The 7245-nt window shown below is 71.3% G+C and carries 6 protein-coding genes; 3 read left to right on the top strand and 3 right to left on the bottom strand.

Annotation, left to right across the window (positions count from 1 at the left end; translation table 11 throughout):
- Positions 1 to 135: 135 nt before the first annotated feature.
- Positions 136 to 900: a class I SAM-dependent methyltransferase gene (locus AB0C20_RS33810; protein ID WP_357185224.1), complete on the bottom strand. Its 765-nt coding sequence runs from the start codon at positions 898 to 900 to the stop codon at positions 136 to 138.
- 130 nt (positions 901 to 1030) lie between these two features.
- On the opposite strand from AB0C20_RS33810, the gene AB0C20_RS33815 reads away from it, so the two are divergent.
- From AB0C20_RS33815 to fxsT, 3 genes are read left to right on the top strand one after another with little or no spacing between them, the layout of a single operon-like run.
- Positions 1031 to 1402 (top strand): CU044_2847 family protein, encoded by a 372-nt coding sequence (locus AB0C20_RS33815; RefSeq protein WP_357185227.1) that lies wholly within the window; start codon positions 1031 to 1033, stop codon positions 1400 to 1402.
- A gap of 57 nt (positions 1403 to 1459) precedes the next feature.
- Entirely contained in the window at positions 1460 to 2464 is a 1005-nt protein-coding gene (locus AB0C20_RS33820; protein WP_357185230.1) for a trypsin-like peptidase domain-containing protein, read from the top strand.
- Positions 2461 to 5661: an FxSxx-COOH system tetratricopeptide repeat protein gene (fxsT, locus tag AB0C20_RS33825; RefSeq protein ID WP_357185233.1), complete on the top strand. Its 3201-nt coding sequence runs from the start codon at positions 2461 to 2463 to the stop codon at positions 5659 to 5661. Before AB0C20_RS33820 ends, fxsT begins: the two co-directional genes overlap by 4 nt.
- Positions 5662 to 5700: 39 nt before the next feature.
- On the opposite strand, the gene AB0C20_RS33830 is transcribed toward fxsT, so the two are convergent.
- Entirely contained in the window at positions 5701 to 6801 is a 1101-nt protein-coding gene (locus AB0C20_RS33830) for an HEXXH motif-containing putative peptide modification protein (RefSeq protein WP_357185236.1), read from the bottom strand.
- 86 nt (positions 6802 to 6887) lie between these two features.
- Positions 6888 to 7082 (bottom strand): hypothetical protein, encoded by a 195-nt coding sequence (locus AB0C20_RS33835; protein WP_146765853.1) that lies wholly within the window; start codon positions 7080 to 7082, stop codon positions 6888 to 6890.
- Between the last annotated feature and the right edge of the window lie 163 nt (positions 7083 to 7245).

Here is a 7245-nt window from a genome sequence, read left to right on the forward strand (position 1 = left end):
CCCGTGCACCCGGTCGTCTCCCCACCAGGCAAGGTCGCTGCTTACCCGGCCGGCCGCGGTTCATCCGTGGCCGGCCGCTCCGACCGGTACCCGTTCGTGGGACCTGCTCCGCCCAGCGGTGGCGGCACGTTCGCGTCAGTGCTCGGGCTTGTGGGCCCGGACCAGGATGCGCTGGGCGTGGGCCACGAACGGGCCGTGGCGACGGATGTGGTCGTGCAGATCGGCGAGGCGGGCCCGGTAGCGGTCCACGGTGAAGTCCGGCACCGTCCAGATGACCTTGCGGAGGAAGTGCACCACCGCTGCCACGTCGTTGAAGGTGGTCGGCAGCGCTTCGTGCCGCAGCTCGTCGATGACCAGGCCGGCGGCTCGCGCGTCGGCGGCGGCGCGGGCCGGGCTGCGTTCGTCACCGACCTCGCGGGGACCGGTGAGGAACTGGGCCAGCTCCCGGTTCGAGCCAGGGCCGATCTGCTGGGCCAGGTACTGCCCGCCGGGAGTGAGCACCCTGGCGATCTCGTCCCAGAGCACGACGTTGGGATGCCGGCTGACCACCAGGTCGAACGTCCCGTCGGGAAACGGGAACGGCGCGTCCTCGGCGACGTCGACCACCCGCACGCCGCGTGGTTCGAGCGCGCGTCGGGCCAGCCGGAGGTTGGGCGGCCAGTGCTCGGTGGCCACGGTCACCGGCGGGAATGCCGGCACCTCGGAGAGCACCTCGCCGCCGCCGGTCTGGATGTCCAGTGCGGCGCGGGCCACCCTCATCTGGGCTGCCATGAGTTTCAGATATCCCCAGGACGGCCGCTGCTCTGTCGCGCGGCCGTCGAACCAGGAGAAGTCCCAACCATCCACGGATGCGTCGACGCCTTCGCGGAGTAGATCCTGGAAGGTCGCCGTATCCTGCATTGCGTCAGGCTGACAGGCCGCAGTGGTGATGGCAAGCAGATGTGCCAGGTGTCGGCGCACTGTGCACGCAATGACTCCTGTCAGTGATCTGACACCAATTCCGAACGATCTTTCGGCGAGAATTTGTCACGTGGCGGATCTCCTTCGTTTCGAGACTGATCAGGGCGTCCTCCTCGTCGAGGAACACGCTGGCACCGATCTGGAACGGGTCGGTCTGCTCGACCGGATACGCCCCGCCCGGCAGACGCTGGAGATGGCACTGGCCCACATCAAGCCCGCGCTCGACGCGGCGCTGGGCGTGGTCCGGGGCGTGGCGGTGCGCCCCGATCAGGTGGAGGTCGAGATCGGTGTCACCCTCACCGCGGAGGCGGGTGCCGTCGTCGCCCGCACCAGCGCGCAGGGCCACCTGAAGGTCAAGCTGATCTGGACCTCGCCCGTCCCCGCGCTGCCGTCGGCGGCTGAGGACGGGGCCGGCGCGCAGGAGAACGCCGCGCATGACTGACCGCAGCGCCGGCCGTCGGCCAACGGCCGTCCTCGTCGAGTGGTTGGCGGAGCACGGATGACCGGCACCCGGTCGCTCGCCGGCCGGGTGCGGATACTCGGTGGCCACTCCTCGTCGGTCGTCGGCGCGGGCATCCAGTTGACCAGTGAGCTGGTGCTGACCTGCTGGCATGTCGTCGGCGACGGCACCGGGGCGGGTCAGCCCGGGGTGCTCGTCGAGACACCGAGCCACCCCGGCACCCGGGTCGCCGCCGAGGTGACCTGGTCCCGGGGTGTCGGCCCAGCGGGCGACGGTGACCTGGCGCTCCTGCGCTGCGCCGCGCCGCTGGCGTCCGCCCCCGCCACGCTGGCCGATCGCGGCGACGACGAGTTCGACGTGCGGATCGTGGGTTTTCCGGCCAACACCCCGGCGTCCGTCATGGTGCTGGCGCGGGCGGTCGGTCCGGTCGACGCGGGCACCGGATGGCGTCAACTCGACCGAGTTTCCCCTGCCACGGCCGGAATCGACAGGGGGTTCAGCGGTGCCGGGGTGTACGGCCCGGATGGCGCCGTGGTGGGCATGGTGCTGGCCCGCGCGAGCGTCGGCCAGCAGTTGGTCGGCTGGATGTTGCCCGTCGGGCAGTGGCGTGCCCTGCTGCCGCCCGGCAAGCTGCCGCCTGCCCTGCTGCCGCCCGGCAAGCTGCCGCCTGCCCTGCTGCCGTCCGGCCCGCTGACAGCCGTCGCCCGGGCGACGCCCCGGCCGGCACCCGCCCCGCTCGCGTTCGCGCAAAAGATGGCGCTGGCCCGACTGCTGGAGGAAATCCCGGTACTCCGGCACCCCGACAGCCGTCAATTGGTCATTCAGTCGCTGCCGCCGCACATCAGCCGGATGGTGAACCCATTCGGGCCATTGGGTCTCGACATGTTCGGCCTGATTCGGACGGCCCTAGAATACGAGGATGGGATCGCGGCTCTCTATCGCGTCCTGCTGTTGACGGAAGGGTCGGCGAGTACGCCACTGCGGGCCTTCCGTGACCTTGCCGAGAGCCTCGGTCTGCTGACGGGTACGGAGGACAATCGGTGACGACGCCCCGGATGCCGAGCGCCCAGGTGCAAGCCATCTGCGACGCACTGCTCTCGATGAGTTCGATCAATGACGGGAACACCCGCTCGCTCTACCTCGACGAGGTCGAGGGGGAACTGCGCAAGCGACTGTCGGTGCCCCGGCACTCCGAGGTCCGGTACGACGTCTACCGCATCGTGCGCGCCTGCGCCCAGGAGCCCCGGGGCATGTCGATGCTGTTGCAGGTCATCGCCAACTTCCACCCTGGTGCCAGCGCGGTCACCTCCGCCCAGCAGATCTACCTCTCCTGGCTCCTCGCACAGTTGCTCACTGACGTCCCGCCCGAGGTCGTGACCGGGGCCGTCGCGGCAGTCACGGATCATCCGCAGTCGCCAGATGACCTGCCCGCCCTGGTGGAGGCCGTCGGCTGGCAACCGGTGGGTGACTGGCAGGTCCCGGCCGCCGTGGCGCTGGCGGGCCTGGTCCTCGCCGGCCTCGAGTCGGACGGCAAGCCGTTGGAGCAGTGGTTGCGGGACGCGGCGGCGGCCCTGCGGCTCACCACCGCCGACCTCGACGATATGCGCATGGCTGCGAAGGCGCACTGGACGTCGCTACGATCCCCGCACCAGGCGGCACCGGCCGAGGCCGGTGGAGAGGAACCTGAATCCGACATGCGCAGGACGATCATCATCGAGGAGACGACACCCCAGCGATCCCGAACTCTCATCCGGGGCGGCGTCCCACCGCGCAACCTGTACTTCACCGGCCGGGAGAAGCAGCTCGTCGCGCTCGACGAGCTTCTGTCGTCACAGCACCGGGCCTCGGTGCTGCCGGAAGCGGCGCTGCGCGGTGTCGGTGGGGTCGGCAAGACCCAGCTCGCTGTCGAGTTCGCCTACCGGTACGCGGACCGTTACCAGCTGATCTGGTGGATGGCCGCCGAGGATCTCAGTGCGCTGCGTACCTCGATCGCTGCCCTCGGCGAGCGGCTCGGCCTGGCCGCGAGCGCCAGCCTGGAGCAGACCGTGCGGACGGTCCTCGACTCGCTGTCGACGAGTTCGCTCAGTTGGTTGCTGGTCTACGACAACGCCGACGACCCGCACGAGCTGGCTCCGCTCATGCCCTCGTCGAACCTCGTCGGCGAACGCGGCCACGTCCTCGTCACGTCGCGGAACATGGCCTGGTCGGCGAGCGCCATGACCCTGGACGTCGACGTGTTCACCCGAGCCGAGAGCGTGGAACTGCTGCTCAAGCGGCGTCCCGCGACCAGCCCCGACGACGCCCGCCGGCTCGCCGCGGAGCTTGGCGACCTGCCACTCGCCCTGGAACAAGCAGTCAGTTGGCTGCTCACCATGCTGTCGTCGGTCGACGAATACCTCGTCGACCTCAAGGAACACGCCCGGGAGCTGCTGGGGGAGGGGCAGCCCCGGCAGTACCGGGGCACCGTGTTGACCGTGGTGTCGATGGCGCTCGCCGCGGTACGCGAGCAGAATCCCGCAGCCGCGCAGCTGATCCAGCTACTCGCCTTCCTCAGCCCCGACCCGGTCCCGATGCGCCTGCTCTGGGAGGGGCGCCGCGCCGGGTTGGACGAACCGCTGCGCACCAGCCTCCAGGAGCGCAACGACATAGCCCGGGCGATCCGGCAACTGGCGTCGCTCGGGCTCGCGAAGGCGGACAACGCCAGCCGGCACGTACAGGTGCACCGACTGGTGCAGGCGGTCATCCGGGAGGGGCTCGCCGAGCAGGGCGACGACAGCCCGCTGACGCACGCCCGCCGGTTGCTGGCCGCCGCCAACCCGGGCTTCCCCGACGACCGGAGCACCTGGCCCCGCCACGCCGACATCGCGCCACACGTCCGCGTCGCCGGTCTGATCCACGGTGACCTCGACGCCCGCCGGACGGCGATGGACCAGCTGCGCTACATCTACAACCTGGGTGACTTCGAAGGTTGTCGGGACTTCGCGGAGGAGATCCTGGCCGCCTGGGACCAGCCCGGTCCGGACGGCCAGCGCAGCGGTGACCCGTTGACTCTGCTGGCGATGCGACGGTACGCGGACGCCCTGCGGCTGCTCGCCGACCCGCGCGCGGCCGCGTTCAGCCTCGAAGCGCTGGAGCGGATGCGGACGAGCCTCGGTGAGGAGCACGAGTACACACTGGGTGCGGCGAACAGCGTCGGCGCGGACCTGCGGCGGATCGGCGACTTCACGGCAGCGGCCGACCTCGACCGGCGCAACCTCGACGTGCACCGCCGGGTGCTCGGCGACGGGCACCCGAGCACGCTGCGGGTGATGAACTCGATGGCAATCAACCTTCGCCTGAGTGGTGACTTCGCAGGGGCGTACGAACTCAACCTCGAAGTGGCGCGGCACGCCGGTGCGGCCGCCGAGGACGGCACCTATTCACTGGTGCTGGCCCAGGAGGCCCAGGCGCGCGACCTCTACCTCCTGGGCCGGTACGCCGACGCGCTGGAACTGCTGGACAGCTCCCTGCCGGTGCAGCGGTCGCTGCTGGGCGCGGAGCACCTCACAGTGCTGCGCGCCACCTGCATCCACATCGCCTGCCTGCGCAAGACCGGGCGGCTCGACGCCGCCGTGACCGAGGGCGCGGCCAACTACCGGCTGGTGACCCGCCGCTTCGGCACCGATCATGTGCTGGCCGCGGAGGCGGGCATGACCTGCGCGAACGCCATGCGCGCTGCGGGCGACGCGACCCAGGCGTACGCCCTGGCAGCCCAGGGGCACGCCACCTTCCGAGCCGTCTTCGGGGAGCGGCATCCGGTCACGCTCTGCGCTGCGGTCAACCTCGGGGTGATCCTGCGGGCTCGCAACTTCGACCGTGAGGCGCGGGAGTTGGGTGCGGCCACCCTGCAGGCGATGGGCGAGGCGTTGCCGCCCACCCATCCGTACCTGCTGAGCGCGCGCTCCGCGCAGGCGATCAACCTGGTCCGGTCGCACCGGCTGGAGCAGGCGCAGGTGCTCTCCCAGGCGATCCTCGAGGACTCGCGTCGCCTGCGTGGGCCGGGGCATCCGTACACGCTTTACTGTGCTGTCAACGCGTCGGTCGATCTGATCGAGGTCGGCGAGGAGGATCGGGGTCGCGAGCTGCTCGACGAGGCTGCCGCGGCGCTGGAGGCCGTGTTCGGGCCGGACCATCCGGAGGTGGACGCCGCGCGGGGCCAGCGGCGCATCGAGTGTGACATCGAGACCGTCGGGCTGACCTGACGCCTCGCCCACCGGCGGTGGCCGCACCGAGCCTTGGACTCATCGGGTGGTGATCGTCGGTCGCCGGTCGCGCTCGGCCCGCGCCACCTCCCGGCGCCCGGCGGCGTCGGCGGACGCCGGGACCGGCACGGCGGCCAGGTGGCCGATCCGTTCGGCCAGGCGCTCTGCCCAGAGCCGCCCGGCCGAGGTGAGACTTCGGGCCCGGGCGAGCTCGACCACGGCGCGCTCCAACTGCGCCCGCACCACCGCGAACCGCGCGGTGGCCTGGGCCGCCAGTTCCGGTTGGGCGCGCAGCGCGGCCCACACCTCGGCGACGGCAGTGAACGCGTAGGTGCCGTGCAGCAGCCCACCGATCGGACGGGGGTCAGGACGCCAGGGCGCGAAGTACCGCACCGGGTCGGCGGGTTCGTGCAGCTGGACCAGGCCGAGGACAGCGTTGAGTTTGCTGTGTTGCAGCTCGTGCACCATCGTCACGGCCAGATCCACCGGGTCGAGGTTGGCGTCGGCGGCCAACGCCCCGAAGGCGTCGGCGTGCGTGACACTGTGCCCACGCTCGGTGCCGTCGGCCAACGGTACGAAGGTGCTGATCCCGGCGGCCACCTCGGCGGCGTGCGTCGGGGCGTACCCGACGAGCAGGTCCCAGGCGTGCCCGATGGACCGTTCCAGCTCCGCGGCCTGCGGTGCGGAGAGCCGGGCGGCGACCGGTAGCCCGAAGCAGTCGCGGTAGGGGTCCAGGTCGTCGACGCGGAGGTCGAGGGTGACCGGCTGGTCGGTGAAGCGCCACCAGCGGGTGGGCGTCCACTGGCGTCCGGTCAGGTCGGCTGGCGTCACGGCTGTGCTGCCGCCGTGTCGACGCAGCACCCCGAGGCCCGGCACGGGCACCAGGCCCGCACAGGGTGTGACCGGCACCGACGCGTCCGACCGACCGCTGAGGGCGGCCGCCGCGAGCGCCGCGAACGGGAGGTAGTCGGGTCGGCCGGTCGCGCCGTGCCGGACCCGCTCGATCGCCCAGACGGCGAGCCACGGGTGATCGAGCAGCACGTCCGCGGCGGCGGGGTCGAGGCGGTGGGCGTGGCCGAGCAGGTGCGCCGACGCCGCCAAGGCGTCGTCGGTGTCGGCCAGGTTCTTGAGGACGAGCATCGTGCGGTTGCGTTGCGCGCGCCGCAGAGCGCGGATGGCAGCCGGGCCAGCCCGGCCGTCGGCCAGGTGTGTGAACTCCGAGCGGGTCAGCTGGAGTCGGCGCCGGGGTCGAGGAAGCTGTTCCAGCCGGCCAGCGTCGTCTGCCGGGGACTCTTCAGTGTCGCGACCAGTTCCTCGATCCATCGGGCCAGTTCCGGATCCTCGTCGCGTAGCAGGTGGCTCAGACCCTGCGTCAACACGTCGACCACAACGAGGTGATCAGGTGCGGGTTGCTCAGTCATCGATGTCCCGGGTTGGCGCAGGCGTCCTGACATCAAAACACGTCAACGTCTGTGATCACCATCGGCTTACCGTCCGTCACCGGGGGTCGCCCGTCATGGGCCGTACCGCCCCCGGCGTCGGCCCGCGGCGGGTCGGCCCCCCCGGTCACCCGGCGGGCGCCCC

The organism is Micromonospora sp. NPDC048843 (assembly GCF_040649965.1).
Classification (GTDB): domain Bacteria; phylum Actinomycetota; class Actinomycetes; order Mycobacteriales; family Micromonosporaceae; genus Micromonospora; species Micromonospora hortensis.

Excerpts from the sequence above, each read along its gene's own strand:
- AB0C20_RS33810 (WP_357185224.1), bottom strand. The coding sequence starts at position 900 with ATGCAGGATACGGCGACCTTCCAGGATCTACTCCGCGAAGGCGTCGAC.
- AB0C20_RS33820 (WP_357185230.1), top strand. The coding sequence starts at position 1,460 with ATGACCGGCACCCGGTCGCTCGCCGGCCGGGTGCGGATACTCGGTGGC.
- AB0C20_RS33830 (WP_357185236.1), bottom strand. The coding sequence starts at position 6,801 with ATGCTCGTCCTCAAGAACCTGGCCGACACCGACGACGCCTTGGCGGCG.
- AB0C20_RS33835 (WP_146765853.1), bottom strand. The coding sequence starts at position 7,082 with ATGACTGAGCAACCCGCACCTGATCACCTCGTTGTGGTCGACGTGTTG.